Genomic DNA, 23870 nt, shown 5'->3' on the forward strand with positions numbered 1-23870 from the left:
GTGTGGAGGGTGGCGTCGTCCAGGTACAGCGCGGTCGTGGCGCAGCGCTCGCCCGGATCGGACCGGCTGTCGTGCCCGGTGGCCGACTATCGCATTCGCCTGCGCGCCGACACCAGGCTGAATCGGACCGTCGGTGTGAGCACTCATCACACCTAGCTGCGCTGGGTCACCCTGCGGGGCAGCCACCCGGCTCACAATCGGCTGTCGAACGCTTATGCGGACAAGCACGTGGCACCAGGCCGCCGCACTTCTGGTGGCGCTGCTCGACCCGGCCTACGCGGCCGCGCGGATGACGGCGATCGCCACAATTTCGTCAGCGTATGACGCGAGCACCGAACCCCTTGCCACCTATCCGTCCCAAGGTGGCATTCATCAATGGCGCTCGGCTCAACGCCGCTTTCACGCGGTCCAGTACGGGGGAGAGGGGGCGAGGATCGATGTCCTGAAGTGCCTCGCTGAGCAGGTGGATGGGTTCGGCGCACGAGTCGTAGCGGGCACCGGGCTCCTTTTCGAGTGACCGGTGCAGGATCGCATCCACCTCCGGCGGGATCCAGCGCCTGCGGCGGGAGATCTCGGGCGGTGGATCGTGCAGCTGGGCCTCCGCGGTGGCCATGAGGGTGCCGCGGGCGAACGGCGTGTGGCCCGTGAGCAGTTCGACAGCCGAACAGGCCAGCGCGTATTGGTCGGTGGCCGGGGACACCGTGCCCGCCCGGAGCAGTTCCGGCGCGGCGTACGGCACCGATACGACGACGAAACCGTTGGTCGCCAAAGGCGGTTCGGGGCGTTGCAACCATCGGGCCGAATCGAAGTCCGAGATCTTGACCGTCGCGGGCTCGTCCGTGCCGACCAGAACATTCGCCGGTTTCACGTCGAGATGGACTACGCCGTTGGCGTGCGCGAAATCCAATCCTGCTGCGACATGGGCCAAGACGTGCAACACCAGTCGCAGATCCGGGGCGCGGTGCGGCGCCGGCACCGAAGTCGAACCTGTCGCACCCGCCACGTACTCGTGTGCCGACCACAGCCTGCCGTCGCTCTCCCCATGCGTGTACATCCGCACGATGTCGGGGTGCCGCAGCGCCGACAGGATGTCGAACTCGTGCACGAATCTCGCCCGCGCCTCGGCCGACCGGCTGTCCTCGGGTCCGAGGATCTTCAGCGAGACCGGCCGCGATCCGTCCGGGTCCTGCGCCAGATACACCTCGCTGCTGCCGCCATGCCCCAGCCGGGCCTGCACGATGAATCCCGCAAACTGGTCACCTGGTTCGAGCGGCACCGCCTCACCATAGTTCGCCGTCATCGGCCACACGCCCGGCTTTGCCTACGTGTGCCCGACGGCACTGGCGGATCCAGGTCGCCGGCCGCGCGGGTGCTGTCTGTTCCGCGTCGCGGCCGCTGGGCCGGGTGGCAACTTGTAGGGTTGGCTCGGCAAGTCATGAACACTGGTTCGGGGGAGCGCTGATGCCTTCAAAACCCACTACGCGTTGGCAGGTGAGCGGTTACCGCTTTCTGGTCCGGCGGATGGAGCATGCCCTGGTGCGCCGGGATGTGCGCATGCTGCACGACCCGATGCGCTCGCAGTCGCGCGCGTACGCGGCCGGTCTGATCTTGGGCTGTGTCGTGCTCGCGGGCTGCGGCGTGCTCGCGCTGTTGCGCCCGCAGGACAAGATCGGCGACAGCAAGATCCTCATCGGCAAGGACTCCGGTCAGGTATACGCGTCGATCGACGGTGTGGTGCATCCGGCGCTCAACCTCGCGTCGGCTCGCCTGGCGGTCGGCGATGCGGCCAAGGCGGTCATCGTCAAAGAGTCGGAGCTGTCGAAGCGGCCGCGCGGCACGCTGATCGGCATCCCGGGCGCGCCTTCGGCGCTGGGATTCGACACCAGCGGCAAGGGCCGTGCCTGGACGGTGTGCGACGAGCTGAAGACGGACGGCTCCAACGCCTTGAGCAGTACCGTCATCGCCGGCGATCCCAGCCTCGGTGAGAAGGTGGGCGTGCTGACGCAGGAGCGCGCCCTGCTGGTGCAGGGCAAGGAATCGGCTTATCTGATCTATGCCAACCGCCGCGCCCGCGTGGACATGGCCGACCGTGCGATCACCGACGCGCTGAAGATCCGCGGCATGACCCCGCGCCCGATCAGCCAGGGTCTGTTGAACGCGATTCCCGAAGTGCCGGCCATCGAGCGCCCCAAGATCGATGATCCGGGCGGGTTCCCGCTGAAGCCCGTCGACAACCGCCGCAACGGCGACGTAGTGCGGGTCAGCAGTCAGAATCAGAACTATGTGGTGTTGCGCACGGGACTGCAACCGATTTCGCCGTTGACCGCCGACATCATTCGCAATTCCAATCCCACCGCGGGGAACTACGAAATGACCGACTTCACCCGCTCCAACACCGACCACGTCAGCACGCTGCCCGTGCAGGACTACCCCGAGACCGCCCCGGCCATCGTGGACATGAAGGACCAGCCGGTGCAGTGCATTTCGTGGAAACCGCTGCCGGTCGCGTCGGACAAGGCCGACGGCACTCGTCATGCCGAGCTTTCGCTGATCACCGGGCGCGCGCTGCCGATCCCCGAGAACGCTCGGCCCGTGCAACTGGCCCAAGCCGACGGCACCGGCGCAAACGTGGCCCAGTTCTACACCAAGCCCGGATCGGGAATGTTCGTGCAGACCACGGGTATCGAACCCGACAGCCAGCGCAAGGACAGCATGTTCTACATCGCGGACACCGGAGTTCGATACGGCATCAAGGACGCCGACGCGCAGAAGGCTCTCGGCATGGACTCCGAACACGCTACGCCGGAACCCGCGCCGTGGCCGATCGTCGGTCTGCTGCCCGGCGGTCCGGCCCTCGGCCGTCAGGAGGCGATGGTGGCCCACGACGGTGTGGCGCCGGACGCCGACCCGGCCAAGCAACTGGTGCAGTCCAAATAGCGGCGGCGGCGACGCCGTTCAGGAGGGGTGACCAGGCTCACGATTAGCTATCCGCGACTTGTGAGAAGTGGTCCTGACCAGCAATTTGTGGTCGGAGTGTGCGGTGCGGCGGCGGAATAATCGAGTGATTTGTGTCGGTGCCGACCGGAATACTGACCCGCGCCCGATGAGTTCGAGCAGTTGACGGCGTCTTCACCACTGTGGCGCCGGGACGCGAATCGATGACTGGGCAACGGGCCACATGCTCCTGTCGACGACCCACACTCCGGAGGTAACCGATGTCCGCCGAACCATCCGCTCCCGCCTCGGGAGGGCGGACACCGACCGTCATCCGGGTGCTGGTCCTCGCGACGTTCGTGGTGATCTTGAACGAGACCATCATGATCAACGCCATCCCGCGTCTGATGGAGGATCTCGCCATCACCGACCGTGCGGCGCAATGGGTGTCGACGGCGTTCATGCTGACGATGGCGGCGGTCATCCCGACTACCGGCTGGTTCCTGCAGCGTGTCTCGACTCGGACGGCGTACACGGCGGCGATGGGGGTCTTCCTGGCCGGTACCGCGCTGTCCGCGGTCGCGCCGTCGTTCGCGGTGCTGCTGATCGGACGGATCATCCAGGCCGGCGGCACGGCGGTGATGATGCCGCTGCTGATGACCACGCTGATGACGGTGGTGCACGAGCGCGACCGTGGCAGGGTGATGGGCAATGTCACCCTGGCCATTTCGGTGGCGCCCGCGATGGGTCCGGTGATCTCCGGTGCGGTGCTGCAGATCGCCTCGTGGCGTTGGCTTTTCGTGCTGGTGCTGCCGATCGCGGGTGTGATCACCTGGCTGGGTCTGCGTCAGCTGGAGAACGTCGGTGAACCGCAGGCCGGGCAGATCGATGTGGCCAGTGTGGCTCTGGCGGCGCTCGGATTCGGTGGACTTGTCTTCGGGCTGAGCCGGTTCGAGAGCGGCAACCTGGCAGGTCCCGCGCTGATCGTGGCCGTGGGCGTGGCGCTGATCGCCGCGTTCGTGTTGCGTCAGCTGAGCCTGCAGCGCACCGGCACTCCGCTGCTGGACCTGCGGGTCCTGCTGTCGAGCACCTACACCAAGGCGCTGATCCTGATGTCGGTGGCGTTCATGGCGATGCTCGGATCGATGATCCTGCTGCCGCTGTACCTGCAGAACCTGCGCGGCCTGAGCCCGTTGGCCACCGGCTTGCTGGTGATGCCGGGCGGGTTGGCGATGGGTCTGCTCGGACCGACCGTCGGGCGTCTGTTCGACCGGTTCGGTGGTCGCTGGCTGGTGATCCCGGGCTCGATCGGGATCGCGGCGTCTCTGGCCGGGTTCACCCAGATCTCGATGACCATGCCGTACTGGCAACTGCTTGCCCTGCACATCCTGCTGATGGTGGCGCTGGCCGCGGCCTTCACCCCGGTCTTCACGCTCGGCCTCGGCGCGCTGCCGCACCAGCTGTACTCCCACGGCAGCTCCATGCTCGGCACCCTGCAGCAGGTCGCGGCCGCTTTCGGCACCGCCCTGGTGGTGACGGTGATGTCGGCGCGCGCCACCACGCTCGCCGCCGACGGCGTCGATGTCGTCTCCGCCCACCTCGACGGCATGCGCCTGGCATTCGGAATCTCGGCGGCCCTGGCGCTGATCGTGATCGTCATGGCAGTGCTGCTGCCGAGCCGGTCCGCCGACCCGGAAGCCGCCGAGGAGCCCGAGACCACCACCCCCGAACTGGTCAAGGGCTGAACGAAATCGGCGGCACGAAGCCGCGCGTACCGCACCGACTCTGCGGGCGGTCCGGAGAACCTGAGCGACGGCGCGGACGGGGACGCGCCGTCGCTTCGGCGCGACCGCGGCTTCGGCGCGGCGGCCTCGTCCGGCGGCGCGACGTTCAGCCTGCGGGCGGAGTCGGCGGGTAATGCGAGCGCCTGCCGGTGACCAGGTCGCGGATTTTGTCCACGACGGCGGCCACCAGGCCCACCGTTTTCAGGGCGCCGGGGCTCGATGGAGTGCCCGGATGCGGCCTGGTCGGGGCCATCGCCTTGGCCGCGGCCATCTTCCTGCCCAATTCGTTCGACTTCTCCGGTGATATCGCGTCCGCGAAGCGCGGCCACACCTGAGACTGCTCGAACTCGATGTGCGCGCGGGCCGCCGGAATGAACTGCGTCAGCGCCTGCTCGAACACGTCGCTGCCCGGCTCGCAATCCTTCAATCGCTGCAGCAACCGCTTCGCTTCGCCCTCCTGGCTGATCGCCTGATCAGCGAGATCGTTGCCGTCCGGGACGTTCCGCCGGATTTCGGGCCAGAAGAACTGCTCCTCGACCGCCTCGTGCTGTGATTCCGCGATCACGAGGGTGGTCACCATGTCCCCGCGAGCGCGCACCTCGGCCTCGCCGCTACCTCGTCCGCGCTCCAGGGACTCGAGCATCCCGAGCACGCTCTGGTGATCAGTTCGTAGAAAGGTCAGTGCGTCCATAGCGTTCCTCCTTCTGAGAGTCGATCACGAGCACGTGTCGCGCCTGGCGGTTCCGGTGCTCAGCAACGTGAAGCCGGTGCCGCTCAGCAGGCGCTCGTCGAGCAGGTTTCGGGTGTCCACGATCACGGCCCGCTCCACGTCGGCCGCGATCCTCGCCCAGTCGAGCGAACGGAACTCCGGCCACTCGGTGAGGATCACGATCGCGTCGGCCTCTTTCGCCACCAGATACGGGTCGTCCACCACTCGAATGCCGTCGAGGCCGGGGGCGCCCGACTCCGGGACACACGGGTCATAAGCGGTGACCGTGGCGTCGTGACGGGAAAGTTGCCGCGCCACCGCGACGGCGGGGGACTCCCGCAGGTCCCCCGTCCCGGCTTTGAACGCGAGGCCGAGCACGCCGATCCGCGTCCCCGACAGCGAGCCGTCGACAGCACCGGTGGCCGCCCGGCGGATCTTGCGCAGCACCATCGCGTGCTGACGGTCATTGGCTCGCAGCGCGGCACGGACCATGGCGAAGTCGACCCCCGCCGTCTCCGCGGCCCGCAAGAGCGCGCGCGTGTCCTTCGGCAGGCACGAGCCGCCCCAGCCGGGGCCGGGCGCGAGGAAGGCCGGACCGATCCGATCATCCATTCCCATCGCGTCGGTGACCTTCGTGATATCGGCGCCGACCCGTTCGCACAGTTCGGCCAGTGTGTTCACGAACGAGAGTTTGACCGCGAGAAAGGCATTGCTGGCGTACTTGGCGAGTTCCGCACTGGCCGAGTCCGACCGCAGGACCGGCGCGCCCGTTGCGGCGTAGAGCGCCGCGACACGATCGGCCGACTCCCGATCCTGCTCGGCCGCGCCGAGGAGGACGCGATCGGGGCGCAGGAAGTCCTCCACCGCGTGGCCCTCCCGGAGGAATTCCGGGTTGCTGATGACGGCCGTGCTCGCGAGACCGGACAGGGCGGGGATGCGCGCCGCGGTGCCCACCGGAACGGTGGACTTGGTGACGAGCACGCAATCCGGCGGCAGGACGGTGGACAACGTCTCGAGCGCGTCTTCGATCACGCCCAGGTCGGCCGTACCACCGGTGCCCATGGGCGTGGGAAGGCACAGCAGCACTACTTCGCATTCGTGCAGCGCCCGTGGGTCCGACGTGAAGACGAGCCGGTTCTCCGACAGCCCTTCCCGAACCAGTTCCGGCAAGCCGGGCTCGACGATCGGGACCGTGCCCGTGCGAAGAGTCTCGACCTTGGACTCGTCATTGTCGACACAGACCACGTGGTGTCCGAGGTGGGCGAGGCATGCGGCACTGGTGAGCCCCACATAACCGGCGCCCACCACACCGACGCGGCTACCCATGGCGCACCTTCTCCCCGAGCAACCCGGCCGCTGCCGTGAGCACCTGCTCGGGTCGCACCATGAGCAAGCCGGGATCCGGATAGGCGGCATGCGGATCGCCGACGGCACCGGCCCACAGCGCTACATGATGTTTCGCGGCGGCGGGCGGCCCCCATCGGTGCGGCGGCGTGGGGCCGAACAGCACTACCGACGGTGTGCCGAAGGCGGTGGCGAGATGCCCGACGCCGGTGTCACCGCACACGACCAATGCCGCGGCGGCCACCAGCGCGGCGAGTTCCGCCAGGTCGGTGCGTCCCGCGTAAACCGCTGAGGGCGGTAGGCCCGCTTTCTCCGCGACCGCCCTCGCCAACGGTATCTCGCTGTGCGAACCGGTGATCACCACTCGGTGGCCGTCGGCATCGAATTCCCGTGCCACGCGAGCGAAACGTTCGGACGGCCAGCGGCGTGCGGGATAGGCCGCGCCGGGATGGATCACGATCGCGTGCGACTCGGGGGCGGGCCCCGGCGGCTCGGGAAGCAGCAACGTGGACGGATCGACGTCGATCCGTCCGTATTCCAGCAGTCGGCACCAGCGATCCACCTCGTGCAGATCGTCGCGCCATTCGAGGCCGGGCAGTTCGGGGAAATCCGGATGGCGATGGGTCAGCAGTGCGTCCGGACGTTGCGCCAGCAGATCACGAATGCTTTCCGGCCCGCTGCCGTGCAAATTGACCGCCAACCTCGGCGGTGCGCCCTGCCACCGGAGCGCACCCAGTCCCGCGGTCGGCAGCAATTCGTCGACCGCGTCGATGAGCTCGACCAGAGCGCGAAGCGCTTCCGGCGCGGCGAGCACCACGCGGTCGTCCGGGTAGGCGTTCCGCAGTCCACGCAAGGCGGGGACGATGGTCAGCAGGTCGCCGAGCCCGAGCGCGCGGAGCACGAGAATCGAGCCGGTCAAGGCCACGATCCTTCTTCCGAAGCGCACACCACCAATTCCCTGACCTCGCAGCCCGGCGGCTGGCGCAGCGCGAAAATCACCGCGGCGGCGACGTCCTCGGGTTGGTTGAGTTTCGCGTCGGGCGGCGGTTTGTACTGCTCGTCGCGGTCGTCGAAGAAGGCGGTGTGCATTCCGCCCGGGATCAGCAGGGTTACCCCGACGCTGCCCGCTGTCTCGGCGGCGAGCGCTCTGGTGAAGCCGACCACACCGAATTTCGAAGCGCAGTAGGCGGTCGCGTCACCGACCGCTTTGATGCCCAGGGTGGAAGCACAGGTCACTACCGTGCCCTTGCTCTTGCGCAGGGCAGGAAGGGCGGCACGCACCACGGCGGCCGTGCCGAACAGGTTGACCTGGACCACGTGCTCCCACTTCGCGGTGGGCACCTTGTCCAGTGGGCCGCAGGCGTCGGTTCCCGCGGCGGTGAACACGCCGTCGATCCGGCCGCCCGCGCGCTCGACGAGTTCGCGCACAGCTCGTTCGGCGGCGGCGGTATCGGCGAGGTCGGCACACACGAAGTCGACGGGCGTCTCGGGCTCCACCCGGTCGATCACGTAGGGGCGGCCCCCGTTCTCGCGGACGGCGGCGGCCACCGCCGCGCCGAGCCCGGAAGCGCCGCCGGTGATCAAGATATTGCCGAGGGTTCGCATCGCGCTCCTTCGTTCTCGGGTCAGCCGCAGCCTTCGGCCGCGGCGACGAGCTGTGAGGTCGAGTAACCGGGAACCGTGGGGATCAGCGCGATCTCGCCGCCGTAACCGCGAACGACTGCGGCCTCGGGGAGGTCAGCGCCGGAATAGTCGCCGCCCTTGACCCAGACATCGGGGCGAAGACGGGCCAGCAGTGCGCTCGGTTCGGATTCGTCGAACACGACCACGGCGTCCACCGAGGACAGTGCGGTGAGCAACCGGGCGCGGTCACCGGCTTGGACGATCGGGCGGCGCGGCCCTTTCAGACGCCGCACCGACGCGTCGGAGTTGAGGCAGACCACCAATGCGTCGCCCATGGCGCGAGCCTGGCGCAGCAAGCTCACATGGCCGGGGTGCAGCAGATCGAAACAGCCGCCGGTGGCGACGAGCCTGCCGCCGCGCGCCTTGATCCTGGCCGCCACCTCGAACGCCGACCGGCCCTCGTCCGCGACGTGTGCCTTCGCGGCGGCCGTGCTGTCGCAGATGGACAGCGTGGCCGCGCCTCCGGCCGCCACGAACCTGGCCGCCGCGTCCACGGCGTGCGACACCGCGTCGGCCACGGTGGATCCGTCGAAAAGCGCGGCGGTCGCGGCCGAGGCGAAGCGGTCGCCCGCGCCGCAGGTGTCGGAACGGGCGTGGCCTGCGATACGTATCTCGGCGGGTACGGGCACCATGGTGAGCCGCTTCCCATTGGCCAGCACCGCACCGCCCGATCCGGTGGTGACGGCGACGGAATCGGCCGCCCACTCGTCGCGAAGTATTTTCGCCAACTCATCGGGTTCGGCGTATCCCGGCGCGAACTGGCGCGCCTCCTTCAGATTCGGCGAAACCAGTGACGCTCCCGGCGTGGGCGCCGGGCCGCGCGGATGTGGATCCCACACCACCGGCACGGACCGGGCCAGTTCGGTCAGCAGTTGCCGGATCTGCGGATGCGCGGCGACGCCTCGGCCGTAGTCCGCGACGAGGATCGCGCCCGCCGCCCGCAGTGTCTCGATGACCGAAGCGCTCACCGAGCCGCCGTCCGCCGTCCCGTCACCGGTGTCCAGCCGCAGCAGCGACTGACCGGCGGCGCGGATGCGGGTCTTGCGTACCGTCTCGCCGCGCAGCAGCATCGGAACGAGCTGAACGTCTCGGTCGAGCAGGCGCGCGAGGGTGCGGCCGTCCTGGTCGTCGGTGGTCGCGGTGACGAGCGAGACCGCGGCGACCGATCGGGCGGCCAGCGCGGCGGCCAGACCGGCGCCGCCCGGGCGTACCCACTGGCGTTCCACGTCCACCACGGGCACGGGCGCTTCGGGCGACAACCGGTCCGCGACGCCCTCGATGTCGACGTCGAGGATGGTGTCGCCGATGACGACCAACGGCTTCATGTGGGTATCCCCAGCGCCTCGTCGAGCGCCGCGCACAGGGCGTGCACCAGCACCAGATGCACTTCCTGCACGGTGGCGGTGGTGGGTGCGTCCACGGCCACCGCGTCATCGCACAGCGCTGCGAGCGGATTCGGCGCGGGTCCGGTCATGGCCCACGTGGTGACGCCGATGTCGTGCGCCGCTTTCGCCGCGGCCAGGACGTTCGGGCTGGCGCCACTGGTGGACAACAGGACGAGGACATCGTCGGGCCTGCCGTGCGCGCGGACCTGACGCGCGAACAGTTCGGTTTCGCCGTAGTCGTTCACGATCGCGGTACTCGCCGAGGTGTCGGCGTGCAGGGCGATCGCCGACAGCGGGCGCCGCTCGCTGCGGAAGCGGCCGACCAGTTCCCCGGTCAGGTGCTGGGCTTCGGCGGCGCTGCCACCGTTGCCGCACGCGAGCAATCTGCCGCCGTTGTCGAGTACGTCCGCCAGTTCGCGTCCCCACCTGCGGATATCGGGTGCGACGCCACTGGTGCGCTCCAGTGCCGTGCGCAAAGCCGCGAAATGTTCCTCGATCACCGCACACCTCCTGTCCGCAGCTGCGAATGCCTGCCCGCACCGAGTTCTTCCGCCACCATGACGACTTGCTCCGGAGTGATCGACTCGAGGCACGGGTGGCCCACGACCGGGCATTCCCGAGCCCTGCTGCCCCGGCACGGCGCGCGCTGGTCACCGAGCATGGCCACCGGCACCCCGTACGGCGCCCAACGCTCGGCGGGCACGACCGGCGCGAAGAGGGAGACCACGGGTGTCCCGACGGCGGCGGCGAGATGCGCCGGACCGGTGTTGGGCGCCACCACGACGCTCGCGTCGCGCAGCACGGCGGCGAGTTCGGGCAGGGTGGTGGCTCCACCGAGGTCGAGGGCGTGGCTGCCCGCGACGGCGCCGGTGAGCGGTCGGTCGGAGGGGGCGCCGGTCACGATCACCCGATGACCTGCGCTGGTGAGTGCGGCGACGATGGCCGCGGAACGGGACGAGGACGGCTGCCGCGCCGGTACCGAAGCGGCCGGGTGCACCACCACGTAGCCCGGCTCGCCGGTCAGGCCGCCGACGTCCGGCAACGGCTGCCGGACGGCGAGTTTCCCGTCGTCACCGGGCGGTAGCCGGAAACCGGCCGCCTCGGCGAGCGAAAGCGCGCGTTCCGCTTCGGGCGGATCGCCTTCGACGCGGTGGCGCAGATCCAGCAACGAACCGGGGTAGTCCTCCGAGATCGCGCCGATCCACGGAACACCGGCCATCCTCAGCAGCAGTGCCAGCGGCAGCGGCGACTGGTGAAAAGACGTGAGGATCAATGCCAGATCCACGTCGAGTGCGCGGATCCGATCGATGAACGCGGTGATGCCCGCCGGCTCGACGGGGGGCGGTTCCGGGTCGATCCACGGCGCACACCAGGTCGAGATTTGTTCCACACCCGGCAACAGCTCCCCGGCCCCACGACCTCGCGGCCCGGTCAGCAGCGTCACCGAATCGACATGCGCCGCCACCGCACGCACGCACGGCCCGGCCAGCAGCACATCGCCGAGATTGTCCATGCGCGCCACCAGCGCCCGGCCGGTCATGGCACACCGGCCATCGCCAGTCGTACGGCTTCGGTCAGATCTCGGGCCACGGTCGCTTCGCGATGCGCGTGGTGCACCTCTTCGGGGCGGGTTCTGGCCGTCGGCACCAGAATCGCCCGTGCGCCCGCGGAGATCGCGGCGCTGACATCCGCGCCGGTGTCCCCGATGAGCACGCACCTGCCGATGTCGACGCCGAGGTCCGCCGCGGCCCGTCGAACCAGGGCGGGCCGTGGTTTGCGGCACGCGCAGTCGTCGCCCTCGCCGTGCACGCACACCTGCCAGGTGGCGAATGGTCCGAGCAGTTCCTCGACCCGGGAGTTCACCGCGACGAGCTGCCCCGGGCTGATCAGTCCGCGCGCGACACCGGATTGGTTGCTCACGACGCCGAGCTGGATGCCGGCCGCACGAACCTTCCGGAGCGCGTCGACGGCGCCCGGCACCGGCTGAACCTTGGTGGGATCGGCAAGGTAGGGGACATCGACGATGAGGGTGTCGTCCCGGTCGAACAGCAATGCCAGCGGCGAGTCGTGGGTCGCGTTCCGGTGGCGCCATTCGCCGCGCAGCCGGTGCCAGCACGCGGCGGGCGGAATCAGCGCACTGCTCACCGTCATCCGGCCGATCTCGCCGGGCGTGCGGGGCCCGGGCAGGACCCGGCGCGTGGCGAATTCGCCGGTCAGCGCCGTCCAGAGCGCCGCGAACGCGAGGGCGGAGCGGGTGCGGCCCGTGACGCCGGTCGCGATGGCCGCGGTACCCACAGCCGTGGTGAGCGCGTGGCGGGGGAGAAGTCCGGCGTCTTCGCCGATGCGCTGACGCCAGCGAGCGCCGTACTTTCGCCGCAGCAGGGCGTTGTCGGCGTTCCCGCGTTGCGCCCGCACACTGGCCATGGGCCCTGATCCGCGGACCGGGTGGCAGGTGAGCCGTTGTCCGGACGCGATGACGTAACCGGCGAGGCAGATCCGCAGCGCCAGGTCGGCGTCCTCCCGGAATGCCCTGGGGAATCGTTCGTCGAATCCACCGACCTCGACCAGCGCGGACCGGCGATAGGCCATGTCCGCGGTGATCCACCGCGCGGTGGCCAGACGTGCGGTTGCCCGTTCCGCGTCGGTCGGTCGGCGGTGCTTCGGCAGCGGAACTTCGATACGGGCCGTGGAAGCCGCCGTTCTCTCGTCGAGATCGTGCAGGTCCTCGGCCAAGCGGGCAGGCCAGTCCCGGGCGGTGAGCACGTCGTCATCGAGGAAGGCGATCCACGTGCCCGCGGCGCGCTGCCACCCCGCGTTCCTCGCCGCGGCGGGTCCGCGGCCGCCGGAGCGGATGACCCGGACCGGAGGCACGGTGTCGGGCAGCGGTAGCAACCCCCCGCTGCGCCGATCGTCTACCACGATGATCTCCCGCGGCTTCGGGCCGGCCGCGTCGTGCAGCGACTCGAGTAGCAGGCGAAGGCTCTCCCGGCCCGTGGTCGGGATGACGATGCTGTAGTCCGCGGTGTGGGCGTTCATGGGCGACGCACCAGAAAGGAGCCGAGGGCGAGCAGATCGATCGGAGCGGAACCGAAGCACTCGAGGGCGTCGCGGGGCGAATCGACCATCGGCCTGCCCGCTGTGTTCAGGCTCGTGTTGACCACCACCGGCAGACCCGTGCGCTTGTCGAATTCCGCCAGCATCCTCGCCAGGACCGGGTTGTCCGCGGGTTCGACGGTCTGGACCCGCGCGGTGCCGTCCACATGGGTCACCGCGGGAATGCGTGCGCGCCACGCCGGGGCGACGTCGTGGACGAACAGCATGTACGGGCTCGGCAGCGGCCCGCGTCCGAAGATCTCGGACGCCCGGTCGGCGAGCACCATCGGCGCGAGCGGACGGAACTGTTCGCGCCCCTTCACATCGTTGAGGCGTTCGAGATTCGCCGCCCGACCGGGATGCGCCAGCAGCGAGCGATGCCCGAGTGCGCGCGGGCCGAATTCCGCGCGGCCCTGGAACCAGGCCACCACCTGGTCCTCCGCGAGCGCTTGCGCCACGTCGGCCGCCACGTCCTCGGACCTCGTGTATCCGACCTTCGCCGTGCGGAGAACACTTTCCAGCTCGGGATCGGTCCACTCGCGGCCGAGGCCGGCCCCCCGCATCGGGGTGGCGCGCTCCCCGAACTCGGCAGCCAATTGCAGCGCGGCGCCCAGCGCGGTGCCCGCGTCGCCCGCCGCCGGTTGCACCCAGATCTGTTCGTAGGGGCCCTCGGCGTGCAGTCGGCTGTTGGCCACGCAGTTCAGCGCGATGCCACCGGCCAGCGTGAGCGTCCGCTGTCCGGTCTGGTCATGCAGCCAGGAGGTCAACTCCAGCAGCACGTCCTCGAGTCGACGTTGCACACTCGCGGCCAGGTCGGCGTGGTCGCGCCCGAACTCACCGCCGGTCACGGCGGGTGCGAAGTTCGCCCAGTCCACCGGCTCGGTGCGGAAACCACCGTCACCGGTGGAGTACAGGAGGTCCCGGAACCGGTCGAGGAATCGGGGCGTGCCGTAGGAGGCGAGAGCCATCACCTTGTATTCGTCGCTCGACCGGGTGAATCCGAGATGTTCGGTGAGGTCCTCGTACAGCAACCCGAGTGAGTGCGGCAGCTGCTGCGACGCCAACTCCACGAATTTGCCGTCTCGATATTCTCCGGCGAGATAGGAATGGCTTTCGCCGCGTCCATCGGCTACCAGGACCGCGCAGTCACCCGCCGGGGCCGCGAGCGCCGCGGACGCGGCATGCGCCAGGTGATGTCGCACGAAGCGCACGTTCGCGGGATCGAGGCCGGGCAATGCGGCCGCGAGGAACGCGGGCGCTCGGAAAGCGTAGTCCGTCCTGGTCTCTTCGCTGTTTCGATCGAGACCGCCGAGCGAATGATCGACCAGTCTCGGGTCGTAGGAGTAGCCGACCGCGTCGAGCTGATCGGGACGTAATCCCGCGCGGTCCAGACACCAGGCGGCCGCTTGCTCGGGCAACTCCCACGCGGAGAACGGCACCGGTCGCTTGCCGTGCTTGCGGCGGGTGAACCGCTCTTCTTCGGCCGCTGCGACTATTTCGCCGTCCACGATCAGGGCGGCGGCAGGATCATGAAATATCGCGTTTATTCCGAGAATGCGCACGGGCCCGCCTTTCTGGTCGAGACGCGGGACCTGTCGGTCTGCCCGCTACATATCGGGGCGCTACCCGCTTAAGTCAGCACTAAACCGAAGCGCCGGAAAGCGCCGATCATCAGCGCAGCGACTCTTTCGCCGGCTCGGCCGCACGCCCGGCGAACCAGTCGATCGTGCGGTGCAGTCCTTCGGACCTGGTGACCACCGGCCACCAGCCCAATTCGCGCCGGGCCAGCGAGATATCCGGGCAGCGCCGCTTGGGGTCATCGATCGCGCCTTCGACATACTGGACCGTGGACCGGCTGCCGATCACCGATCGAATTTCCTCGGCCAGACTCCGCACGGAAACTTCCTCCGGATTGCCGATGTTGACCGGTCCCGGATGGTCTGTGGCCGCCAGTGCGAGCAGGCCGCGCACTGTGTCTTCGACGTAACAGAGTGAGCGGGTCTGCTCGCCGGTTCCCGCGATGGCGAGCGGTGCGCCCGACAACGCCTGGCCGATGAATGTGGGCACCATTCGGCCGTCGTCGGTGCGCATGTACGGACCATAGGTGTTGAAAATTCGGGCAATTCCGGTGTTCACACCCAATTCGCGGCGAAACGCCATGGTCAAAGCCTCGGCATACCGTTTCGCTTCGTCGTAGACGCTACGCGGACCGACCGGATTGACATAACCCCAGTAATCCTCGGGTTGCGGGTGCACAGCTGGGTCACCGTAGACCTCGCTCGTCGACGCCAGCACGAACCGAGCTCTCTGCCGCTCGGCGACCTCGAGGGCGTTGGCGGTCCCGAGCGAACCCGCTCGCAGCGTCTCGATCGGCAGCCGCAGGTAGTCCGGAGGCGACGCCGCCGACGCGAGGTGGAAGACCACGTCGAACGAGCCCACCGCGGGCAGCGGCTCGGTGACGTCGTGCTGTACGAGATCGAACTCGGGCCGGTCCAGCAGCCGGGCGACGTTGTCCGGGGCGGACGTAGCGAAGTTGTCGAGCGCGACCACGGCTGTGCCCGCGTCGAGCAGCTGTTCACACAGGTGCGATCCCACGAAACCGCAACCACCGGTGACCAACGCACGTTCAGATCGTTCGGACATGGCGCACCCCTACGCGGGACCGGTCGCGTCGATACCGCGATTCATCGGCGGTGACCCGTCGGAGCGTCCGCCGCTTCCTCCGGCGCGGTCGAGCCGACCGCTGTCTCCGGGCCCGCCGTCGTTGTGCGTCCGCACGGCCGCGGCGGTCACCCGACGGTACGCATGAAAGGTTTCCGTGGCGATCCGGTCCCACGAGTAGCGCGCCTGCACTCGATCGCGCCCGGCGCGGCCGTACTTCTCCCTGAGCATGGGCGTGGCCAGGAGATCGCGGACCGCGTCGGCCAGTTCGGCGGGCGCCTGGGGAGTGATCAGTCTGCCGGTCCCACCGTCGACCACGGTGTCGATCAGGCCCCCGACGGCGGTGGCCACCACGGGAACGCCGCATGCCATCGCTTCCAGCGGCGTTATGCCGAACGGTTCGTACCACGGTGTGCACACGACCACGTCCGCCGACCTCAGTAGCGCCGCCATCCGTGTCCTCGGCACCTGCCCCAGCATGCGAAGCCGGTCTCGCACGCCGAGTTCGTCCGCCAGTGCCAGTAGCCGCCGGCCTTCCGGATCATCGGCGACTTCGCCGTCGTCCGGGCCGCCGACCAAGACCAACTCGGTGTCCGGCAGGCCGGTGAGTGCGGTGATGGCGATATCGAAGCCTTTGCGCGGCACCAACCTGCCCACACTGACGATGCGGTACCGAGCCGATTTCGGTGCGCTCGGCCCGTCGGGCGTGAACTGCTCGAGATCCACGCCGCAGGGAATCACCGAGGTCCGGGACCGGTGCACGCCCATCCTCGCTAATTCGAACACCTCGTCGGTACATGTGGCGATGATGCGGTCGGATTGTTCGGCGATCCGTTGTTCGAGGCTTATCCGGTCGGCCGGGCTGGTGTCGTTCGCGCCCTGGTGGCGCCGTTTCACCACCCCGAGCGCGTGAAACGTCTGTACTACCGGGATGCCTGCGGGGTGCGCGGCCGCGAGGGCGGCCAGTCCGGACATCCAGAAGTGGGCGTGCACTACTTCGGGGCGATCATGCCGCCATTGCTCTCGCAGGAAAGTACCGAATTCGCCCATATGCGGCAGCAACTCGTCCTTCGGCAGTGGATGCGGGGGCCCGGCCGGGACACCGATCACGCGATAGCCCTCTTCGGTGGTGACGACATGCGGCGACTCCGCCTTCTCGCGACGGGTGTAGACGGTGACCTCGTGCCCCTGCCTGCACAGGGCCGCGGACAGTTCCGCGACATGAACGTTCTGTCCACCGGCATCGACGCCGCCCAAGACGGCGAGCGGGCTGGCGTGTTCGGACACCATCGCGATCTTCATGATTCCGCCTTTTCACTCCGGGACACTGCCTTCATTCGGTGACCTCGGCGAGGAGGGAATCCCACCGGCGCAGGAAGACCTCGAGGCCGAAATGCTCCAGCGCGAACTGCCGGCCCGACTTGCCCGCGAGCACCGCCAGGTCGGGTTCGTGGAGGAATTCATGGAACTTCGCGGTGAGCGCGGCGATGTCGGAGGAGATGGCGCCGGCTTCCGGCGGCACCGCGCGCACGGCCTCCGTGGTGGCGAGGGCAACCACCGGCATGGCCAGGTGCATGGCTTCCAGCAGCGACAATCCGAGCGAGGTCCATCGCGCGGTGTGCAGATAGACCCTCCGCCGGGCCATTTCCGGATGCAATGCGGACTGTTCGAAGTCGCCGATTCCGCGGATCGGGTGTCCGGAGGCGCTGTCGGCCGTGAATTCGTCCGCGCCGATGCCGTACAAATCGATCGGCCCCGCCATCGCGAAGTCGGGCAACAGATCACTGCCGGTGATCCTTCCGCGCCGCATCGGCTCGTTGATCAGTGCTACGCCGTGTGGCACTTCGCCGGTGTAGAGCCCGCCGGGGTCCACGATGCCGTGGGGTACGACCCGGGTCCGCGCGCGTCCGTTGTCCCACATCAGATTGTTGAAATGCGTTACGTGCACGATCGGGATGTCGGTGCGATCGGCCAGCGGATGAGTGGTGGTGGCCGCGTGGGGACGCGGAGTGTTGTGCTCGACGTAGACCGCCGGAATGTCGGCGCCGGGACGACGACCGAGCCATCGCTCGGTGAGGTCGAGCTCCTCCGGGCGCTGCAGTACGACCACGTCCGGCTCGGTTTCGCGCAATCGACCCGCGGGCACGTCCTCGGCGGACGGCCAGTCGCGGCCGCACCGCCCGCGGCCCCACGGCCCGCCGCCGTCCAGCACGGGGAGCAGGTAACGGTGCGGCCCTCGAACGAACGAAGTCGTCCAGGAGCCGTGGACGTGCCACAGCAACACGGTGAGCCGTTCGGTCGTCGCGGCCATGTCGGTAGCTCTTGCCTATCGACGCCGGATCAAACCTGGTCCGCGGCCCGGCGAGCAACCGGCCCGCAATCACCGCGTTTCGCGGCAGCATCGATGCGCCGGTTTCCACCTAGGGGTTTGAATCGTTGGTGCCAGGCAATGGCCGCGATATGAGCGCACCGAACGCTGTCACGTTTCGCCCTGACCATCGGTCGGCCGAAACGATCGAGATTCTCGATCCCGCTACCGGTGCCACCGTCGGCAAGGTGCCCATGACCGGTGTCGCGGAGATCGAGCGCCACGTGGAGCTGGCCAATCGTGTTCAGTGCGAATGGGCGCGAACTCCGGCGGCCGAGCGGGCGGCCGCGCTGCGTTCCGGCGCCGCCGCGCTGCGTGCGCATGCCGACGAACTCGCCGAACTCAACCATGCCGAAACCGGACGCCCGCAGTCGGAGAGCGAAGAGGGCGTGTTGGCCGGTGCCGCGACGTTGGAGCAATATGCCGAATTGGGACCGGTGCACCGAGGAAAGAGCCTTCAGGGCGACTACGCAGCGACCGACTTCATGGTGTGGGAACCTCGCGGCGTCGTCGTCGCCCTGACGCCTTGGAACGATCCCGTCGCCGTGGCCTGCGGATTGCTCGGCGCGGCCCTGGCCACGGGAAACACGGTCGTGCACAAGCCGAGCGAACGCGCACCGCATACGGGAGGTCTTCTAGGCGATCTGCTCGCCCGTGACCTCCCTGAGGGTGTTCTACAGACGGTCCAAGGCGATGGGCGTATCGGCGCACTGCTCGCCGCACGCCCCGATGTGGACGTCGTCGCGCACGTCGGCAGCACGGCTGCGGGACGGTCGATCGCGAAAAGCGCTGCGGCCACCGGCGCCAAGGCACTGCTGGAAAACGGCGGCAATGACGCCCTCGTCATCGACGCCGGTGTGGATCCCGGGTGGGCCGCCGGGCAGGCGGCGCTCGGCGCGTTCGCGAACGCCGGTCAGGTCTGCGTGTCCGTCGAGCGGATCTTCGTGCACCGCGACGTCGCGGCGGCATTTGTCGCGGCACTGGTAGCCGAAGCCGAATCCTGGAAGCCCGCGCCATTGGTCGACCGGCGCCACCGCGATCAGGTGCACGCCCACGTGCGCGACGCTGTGGAACACGGGGCCGACCTGGTCAGAGGCGGTGTGGTGCCCGACGGCGCCGGCGCGCACTATCCGGCTACGGTACTGGCCCACTGCGATCCGAATATGCGGATCATGCGCGAAGAAACGTTCGGTCCGGTCGCGCCGGTGCGGGTGGTGGACACATTCGAACAGGGCATCGCCGAGGCCGCGAGCGACGACTACGGTCTCGCCGCGACCGTGCTCACGCCCTCGCTGGCCAATGCCCAGTACGCCTGGCGCGAACTGCCGGTCGGCACGGTGAAGATCAATGCGGTGTTCGGCGGGGCGCCCGGTGGAGCGGCGCACCCACGCCGTGCCAGCGGAACCGGCTTCGGCTACGGGCCGGAACTACTGGACGAGATGACCCAGACGAAGGTCGTGCACCTGCGTCCGGTGCCGTTGTAGGAGGCCGTATCCCGATGTGCCACGTTTCGGTCACCGAGTGGCAGCTTCGCTGTCGCCTCCGATTGACCTGAGATCGCGTCGGGTATGTGCTCGGATATGCGCCGAGACGTGCGGGTACGTGTCACCGGGTGGCTCAGCTCCGTGCACGGGGAAGCGGGAGCCGGGGACGTTCTGAGCACGAGCCGAGTGGTTCGAGCCGGACGAACCGTGGACGCCGGGGCGTTCGAATATCGGTGGCGCTGATGGCTTCCGGAATGGTGGGCGTGAGCGCTCCGGCCGTGGCGAAGACCACTGTCGTCATCGCCACCCGAAACCGCGCTCCCGAGTTGGCCCGTACCTTGAGCGAGTTGCACGCACTACACCCGCGCCCGGCGATTGTGGTGGTGGACAACGGTTCGACCGACAACACCGTCGCCGCGGCCGAGGCTTTCCCGGACGTGCGAGTCGTCCGACTACCGCGCAATTTCGGAGCGGCGGCGCGCAACCTCGGCGTCGCGATCGCTCGGACCCCCTATGTCGCCTTCAGTGACGACGACTCGTGGTGGGCCGGCGACGCACTCGCCGAAGCCGAGCGGCTGCTGGACGCCCATCCACAGCTGGGCCTGGTGGCGGGCCGGACGCTCGTCGGCGCGGACCACCGTGACGATCCCGTCAACGAGCTGATGGCGACCAGCCCGCTCGGGCGCCTCCCCGAGCTGCCGGGTCCGTCGGTTCTCGGCTTCCTGGCCTGTGCGGCGATCGTCAGGAAGGAGGCGTACCTGCAGGCCGCCGGGTTCAGCCCGCTGCTGCATTTCGGTGCCGAAGAACGGTTGCTGTCACTCGACATGGCGGCCTGCGGCTGGCACCTTTGTTACGTGGCGCATGTGCGCGCGCACCATCACCCGTCGGCGCGGCGACCACCTCAGGCATGGCGCAGGCGGGTCGAGCAGCGCAACAACGCCTTGATCGTCTGGATGCGGCGGCCGCTGGGCCGGTGCGTGGCCGAGTCCGTCGGCCTACTGTGCCGAGCAGCGCGTGACCCGGAAATGTTGCTGGCGATCGCGGGCATGATTCGTCGCCTGCCGTGGGCGTTGGCGCAGCGGCGTCGGCTGCCGCCGGAGGTGGAACACCGGGCCAGGACGCTGGAACTCGCCCATGGAAGGGAGTGACCGGATGGCACAAGAATCCCAGCGCCGTTCCCCCGCGCGCCGCTATGTCGGTTGACGTTCACCGGCAGCCCGTTTCACAGCGACCAGCCGATCATCGAGGTCGCAGCGCCGCCTCGAGCATCGGATCGAGCAGGACGTCGGGTAGGCGGTGCATGAGCACCCGCCGTGGGTCGGGCCGGACCGAGTAACGCCTGCGCGGCCGAGATGCGGTGGCGGCCTTCCATACGGCGCGAGCGAGGACATCCGGGTGGTGGGCGCGGCGCTGTTCACCTTCGGCGAGGGCTGCGACCTTGCCGGTCAGTTCGGCGAAGTGAGTGGACCGCTCGCGCGCGCGTGCGAAGGTGGCGCGGATGCCGTGCACCATGTCGGTGCGGAAGGGGCCCGGTTGGATGATGCTGACCGGGATGCCGAGGAACATCAGTTCCCGCCGCAGTGCGTCGGAGTAAGCCTCGATGGCGTGTTTGGTCATGGCGTAGGGCCCGTTGAGCATGAGGGCCTTCTGCCACCCGGTCTCGGAGCTGATGGTGATCACTCGTCCCCGGCGCCGGCGCACCAGCGGGAAAGCGGTGACTGTGGCGCGTGCTCGTCTGTTCGTGTCGGTGCGTACCGCTAATCTGCTCGCATGGTCGGACCGGACGCGGCGCTGCGCCGACTGACGCGAGAAGCGGGAAAGCTGCTGCAGCCGTATGGCTTCGATGGCTCCGAGGCCAGGTGGGTGCGGGTCGTGCCGGGCGGTGTGGCCTCCGTCTGCCGCAGCCGGACGCTGCGTACCTGGACCGACGGGCAGCAGGAGCTGACATTCGGATTGAACCTGAGTGCCACACCGGCCGCCTGGTGGGAATTCTGTAACCGGCGCAATACCCAGCTGGGTCTGCCGATAGCGCCGCTCGAGCAGGCGACCGGCCCCGGACTGATCGATGAACACGGTATGCCGGACGATCTGACCGAGTTGTGGTCCCTGCGGGTCGACCCGGCCCGACCGGGTCAGGTGCTGCAGGCCGACGTCGACGCCATCCGCGCCCAGCTGCCCCGGCGGGTGCACTCCTACGCGCGCCGGGCGCTGCGACTGCTCGAACCGGGCCGCTACCTCGACGAACTGCTGGCCCTCCCGGACCCGCGGATCGAAACCTGGGAGGCGATTATCGTCCTGCTCGCCGATCGCGGACCCGGACCGCAACTGGAGGACGCACTCGTCCGCTACCAGGCATGCTTCGCGGAGCCGGACACGTCGGCCTATGCAGAGAACGTCATCGCATACGCACAACGCCGTGCGGCTCAGGTTTGAGCAGTGACGGGTAGCAGCCCATTTGCGTGTCGCAGTGAACGCTTGATCGTGCGGCCGACAAGCGCCGGTATCGGTCACCGAGATTTCGAATCGGCGCAGCGGAATATTCGTGTCCGGCGTAAATCCGTCGATGTGCGCCGGGATTCATCGGCGTGGGGCGGTGTTTTCGTCGGTAATCGCCGGTAGAACTTGATCATGCCTGATCAGATCCGATTTGCGCGGTTGGCGCTGGACCAGGTGGCCGCCGAGCTGGACCGAACCGCTTTCGGCGGCGGCTACCTCACCGCCGAGCGTATGCGGTTCCTCGCGACCAAGGTCCGCGACGCGGGCCAGGTGTACGACAAAGCCGTCGGATCGGCGGAATCCGCGGGCTGAGCCGAGCGTTGTTCGCGGACGAAAGAGGGCCGGACCCGCAGCTGCGCCTGTGACGATCGCGTCCTTTTCCCGCCGGAATCCGAGCCTCGGCGTTCTTAGCGTCGGTGCAATGGAAACCGATCTCGTTCCCGGCGCAAGGGACGCCACCGCCTTGCGGACACCCGTCGTCTGGTTCATGGCGCTCGCGGCCGCGCTGGGCACCGCCAGTATCTATCCGCTGCAACCGGCCATCGCCGAGGTGGCTGGTTCGCTGCACACCTCGCTCGCGGCGGTCGGCATGGCCCTGGCATGCGGACCGATCGGCTATCTGGCCGGACTCGCGCTTCTGGTACCGCTGGTCGACCAGTTCGCGCCGCGCATCGTGGTATCGGCCCAATTCGGCGCGTTGGCAGTCGCATTGGCCGTGAATGCGGTCGTCGGTTCGCCCTGGCTGCTCGGCTTCGTCGTCGGCCTGATCGGGGCAGGATCCTCGGCCGGTGCCCAATTGAGTTCGATCGCCGGGCGTTTCGCGCAACCGTCACGGCAGGCCACGGCGCTGGGAATCGTGACCGCGGGCATTTCGGCGGGGATCCTCGTGGGCCGGATCGTCGGAGGGTGGCTGACGGATTCGATCGGCTGGCGCGGAATGCTGTCCGTCTTCGCAATGGCTTGCGCCGCCATCGCCGCCATCGCTCGCTTCGTCCTACCCGCCGCGGCGGGAAGTGCCACCGTCGGCTATCTGGCGACACTTCGCGAAATTCCCGGACTGTACAGCCGGTTTTCGGCGCTCCGGTTGGCGGCAGGTCGCGGCGCCCTCTGGTTCTTCGCTTTCTGCACGATTTGGGCCGGACTCGCGGTCGCGCTTTCCCAGCCGCCGTTCTCGTATTCCGCCGAACGAATCGGCATGTACGCCTTCGCTGGGCTCCTCGGCGTTGTCGCCACCCGCATTTCGGGAACGTGGACCGATCGCATCGGTGCGCAGCGAGTGATCCTGGTCGGGCTCGCGCTCGCCGCAGCCGCGGTCCTGAGCGTTTCCCTGCCGCAGACCGTCGTAACCCTCCTCTGCCTCGGCCTCTTCGACGCCGGACTGTTCGCGGCGCAGGTAGCCAATCAGAGCACGGTGCTCGCTATCGACCCGGCCGCACCGGCCCGCTTCAACAGCGCCTACATGATCGTCTACTTCATCGGCGGCAGCTCGGGCACCGCCGCCGGTGCCGCCGCCGTCGGCTGGTTCGGCTGGCCTGCCACCGCCCTCCTCGCCGTCATGGCCATCGCAGCCGCCGCGGCCGTGACCATGACCACTTCCAGCACCCGGCCCTAGCTATGCACGGGCACCCTCCGGGCAGCGACTCGCTTCGACCGTGTGGTTCCGTTCGCCACGACCGAAACCGGAGCGGGCCTCATCTCGCACGGAGGCGCTGACAGCCGCACGGACATGGAGATTGGCTGGTCATGGGCCCCGGGGGGTGGAGGGTGCCCACCCCCCGGGTGGGTGGGTGAGGCGCCCTCAGGGGGTGGGCACCCTGCACCCACCTCGGACGGTAGCGGTTCGCGGGTCGGCCGCGCGGCGAATCCACTGCGGCGTTCCGCGTGGCAAGACGTTGTCCGCATTGCCCTCTCACGACCGAAGGGTCGCCA

The 23870-nt window shown here is 68.7% G+C and carries 21 protein-coding genes; 7 read left to right on the forward strand and 14 right to left on the reverse strand.

Going from position 1 to position 23870, the window contains the following annotated elements:
- Positions 1–313 precede the first annotated feature (313 nt).
- Positions 314–1276, reverse strand: a complete 963-nt coding sequence (locus tag ON19_RS07085; RefSeq protein ID WP_157229612.1) for a serine/threonine-protein kinase — start codon at positions 1274–1276, stop codon at positions 314–316.
- A gap of 185 nt (positions 1277–1461) precedes the next feature.
- Here ON19_RS07085 and eccB point away from each other — a divergent pair, with 185 nt between their 5' ends.
- The gene (gene eccB / locus ON19_RS07090; RefSeq protein ID WP_063709402.1) at positions 1462–2937 is read left to right on the forward strand and encodes a type VII secretion protein EccB; all 1476 of its coding nucleotides are present in this window, start codon (positions 1462–1464) and stop codon (positions 2935–2937) included.
- Positions 2938–3215: 278 nt separating this feature from the next.
- Positions 3216–4679 (forward strand): MDR family MFS transporter, encoded by a 1464-nt coding sequence (locus ON19_RS07095; RefSeq protein WP_043688392.1) that lies wholly within the window; start codon positions 3216–3218, stop codon positions 4677–4679.
- Between the two features lie 145 nt (positions 4680–4824).
- Here ON19_RS07095 and ON19_RS07100 read toward each other — a convergent pair whose 3' ends face one another.
- The 12 genes from ON19_RS07100 to ON19_RS07155 all read right to left on the reverse strand — a co-directional run bounded on the left by ON19_RS07100 (position 4825) and on the right by ON19_RS07155 (position 17904).
- Positions 4825–5409 carry a hemerythrin domain-containing protein gene (locus ON19_RS07100; protein ID WP_043688393.1) on the reverse strand — a complete coding sequence of 195 codons (585 nt, stop codon included), beginning with the start codon at positions 5407–5409 and terminating at the stop codon, positions 4825–4827.
- 24 nt (positions 5410–5433) lie between these two features.
- Positions 5434–6753, reverse strand: coding sequence for a UDP-glucose dehydrogenase family protein (locus ON19_RS07105; RefSeq protein ID WP_043688394.1), 1320 nt, complete (start codon positions 6751–6753; stop codon positions 5434–5436).
- Positions 6746–7690, reverse strand: coding sequence for a glycosyltransferase family 9 protein (locus ON19_RS07110; protein WP_227954440.1), 945 nt, complete (start codon positions 7688–7690; stop codon positions 6746–6748). The genes ON19_RS07105 and ON19_RS07110 overlap by 8 nt, the downstream gene beginning before the upstream one ends.
- Positions 7687–8376, reverse strand: coding sequence for an SDR family oxidoreductase (locus ON19_RS07115; protein ID WP_043688397.1), 690 nt, complete (start codon positions 8374–8376; stop codon positions 7687–7689). The genes ON19_RS07110 and ON19_RS07115 overlap by 4 nt, the downstream gene beginning before the upstream one ends.
- Before the next feature lie 20 nt (positions 8377–8396).
- The gene (gene rfaE2 / locus ON19_RS07120) at positions 8397–9779 is read right to left on the reverse strand and encodes a D-glycero-beta-D-manno-heptose 1-phosphate adenylyltransferase (RefSeq protein WP_043688398.1); all 1383 of its coding nucleotides are present in this window, start codon (positions 9777–9779) and stop codon (positions 8397–8399) included.
- Complete coding sequence (locus ON19_RS07125) at positions 9776–10339, reverse strand: D-sedoheptulose-7-phosphate isomerase (RefSeq protein ID WP_043688400.1); 564 nt, start codon at positions 10337–10339, stop codon at positions 9776–9778. The genes rfaE2 and ON19_RS07125 overlap by 4 nt, the downstream gene beginning before the upstream one ends.
- Complete coding sequence (locus ON19_RS07130; RefSeq protein ID WP_043688401.1) at positions 10336–11379, reverse strand: glycosyltransferase family 9 protein; 1044 nt, start codon at positions 11377–11379, stop codon at positions 10336–10338. Before ON19_RS07130 ends, ON19_RS07125 begins: the two co-directional genes overlap by 4 nt.
- Positions 11376–12875, reverse strand: coding sequence for an HAD-IIIA family hydrolase (locus ON19_RS07135; protein WP_043688402.1), 1500 nt, complete (start codon positions 12873–12875; stop codon positions 11376–11378). The genes ON19_RS07130 and ON19_RS07135 overlap by 4 nt, the downstream gene beginning before the upstream one ends.
- On the reverse strand, positions 12872–14494 hold the full coding sequence (locus tag ON19_RS07140; RefSeq protein ID WP_043688403.1) for a carbamoyltransferase family protein: 1623 nt from the start codon (positions 14492–14494) through the stop codon (positions 12872–12874). The genes ON19_RS07135 and ON19_RS07140 overlap by 4 nt, the downstream gene beginning before the upstream one ends.
- 109 nt (positions 14495–14603) lie before the next feature.
- On the reverse strand, positions 14604–15575 hold the full coding sequence (locus tag ON19_RS07145) for an NAD-dependent epimerase/dehydratase family protein (RefSeq protein WP_043688405.1): 972 nt from the start codon (positions 15573–15575) through the stop codon (positions 14604–14606).
- Between the two features lie 9 nt (positions 15576–15584).
- A complete protein-coding gene (locus ON19_RS07150; RefSeq protein WP_063709403.1) occupies positions 15585–16895 on the reverse strand; it encodes a glycosyltransferase in 1311 nt (436 codons plus the stop codon).
- A 31-nt stretch (positions 16896–16926) separates the two neighbouring features.
- Positions 16927–17904: a glycosyltransferase gene (locus tag ON19_RS07155; RefSeq protein WP_043688406.1), complete on the reverse strand. Its 978-nt coding sequence runs from the start codon at positions 17902–17904 to the stop codon at positions 16927–16929.
- A gap of 149 nt (positions 17905–18053) precedes the next feature.
- Here ON19_RS07155 and ON19_RS07160 point away from each other — a divergent pair, with 149 nt between their 5' ends.
- Together ON19_RS07160 and ON19_RS07165 are read left to right on the forward strand one after the other, a co-directional pair.
- Positions 18054–19445 carry an aldehyde dehydrogenase family protein gene (locus ON19_RS07160; RefSeq protein ID WP_043688407.1) on the forward strand — a complete coding sequence of 464 codons (1392 nt, stop codon included), beginning with the start codon at positions 18054–18056 and terminating at the stop codon, positions 19443–19445.
- Positions 19446–19687: 242 nt separating this feature from the next.
- The gene (locus tag ON19_RS07165; RefSeq protein WP_227954439.1) at positions 19688–20593 is read left to right on the forward strand and encodes a glycosyltransferase family 2 protein; all 906 of its coding nucleotides are present in this window, start codon (positions 19688–19690) and stop codon (positions 20591–20593) included.
- A 91-nt stretch (positions 20594–20684) separates the two neighbouring features.
- On the opposite strand, the gene ON19_RS07170 is transcribed toward ON19_RS07165, so the two are convergent.
- Positions 20685–21290, reverse strand: a complete 606-nt coding sequence (locus ON19_RS07170) for an SDR family NAD(P)-dependent oxidoreductase (RefSeq protein WP_083899200.1) — start codon at positions 21288–21290, stop codon at positions 20685–20687.
- On the opposite strand from ON19_RS07170, the gene ON19_RS07175 reads away from it, so the two are divergent.
- From ON19_RS07175 to ON19_RS07185, 3 genes are all read left to right on the forward strand, one after another.
- Positions 21216–21878 carry a hypothetical protein gene (locus ON19_RS07175; protein WP_043688409.1) on the forward strand — a complete coding sequence of 221 codons (663 nt, stop codon included), beginning with the start codon at positions 21216–21218 and terminating at the stop codon, positions 21876–21878. The two genes, ON19_RS07170 and ON19_RS07175, sit on opposite strands and share 75 nt — an antisense overlap.
- A 195-nt stretch (positions 21879–22073) precedes the next feature.
- On the forward strand, positions 22074–22253 hold the full coding sequence (locus ON19_RS07180; protein ID WP_043688410.1) for a hypothetical protein: 180 nt from the start codon (positions 22074–22076) through the stop codon (positions 22251–22253).
- A 49-nt stretch (positions 22254–22302) separates the two neighbouring features.
- Positions 22303–23553, forward strand: coding sequence for an MFS transporter (locus tag ON19_RS07185; RefSeq protein WP_227954438.1), 1251 nt, complete (start codon positions 22303–22305; stop codon positions 23551–23553).
- Positions 23554–23870: the final 317 nt, after the last annotated feature.

The sequence above is a fragment of the Nocardia abscessus NBRC 100374 genome (genome assembly GCF_000308455.1).
Lineage (GTDB): Bacteria > Actinomycetota > Actinomycetes > Mycobacteriales > Mycobacteriaceae > Nocardia > Nocardia abscessus.